Origin of the sequence: Methylobacterium soli (assembly GCF_008806385.1) — a bacterium.
In the GTDB taxonomy this organism is placed as follows: domain Bacteria; phylum Pseudomonadota; class Alphaproteobacteria; order Rhizobiales; family Beijerinckiaceae; genus Methylobacterium; species Methylobacterium soli.
The window spans coordinates 3,138-3,388 of sequence record NZ_VZZK01000093.1 but is presented as its reverse complement, the minus strand read 5'-3'; the positions used below and the strand labels follow the sequence as shown (position 1 = coordinate 3,388).

Below are 251 nucleotides of genomic sequence, written 5' to 3'. Positions count from 1 at the left end.
ATCAAGGTCGTCGCCAACCACGGCACCCTGACGGTCTCGGCGGATGGCAGCTACAGCTACGAGGCGACCGGCTCGAACAACCTCGACAACAATCTCAGCGCCAACGAGCATTTCACCTACACGGTGGCGGATTCGGCGGGGGCCATCGCCCAATCGACCCTCGATGTCCGCCTCGACGGGCAGGCGCCGCAGGCGAGCGCGCGCTTCGACTTCGCCTTCACGGATGCCCGGGTGGCGCTCTCGGGCGAAGC

1 protein-coding gene is annotated in these 251 nt (G+C 66.9%); it reads left to right on the top strand.

Going from position 1 to position 251, the window contains the following annotated elements:
* A partial coding sequence (locus tag F6X53_RS31820) for an Ig-like domain-containing protein (protein ID WP_191971096.1) occupies window positions 1–251 on the top strand: 251 nt, incomplete at both ends.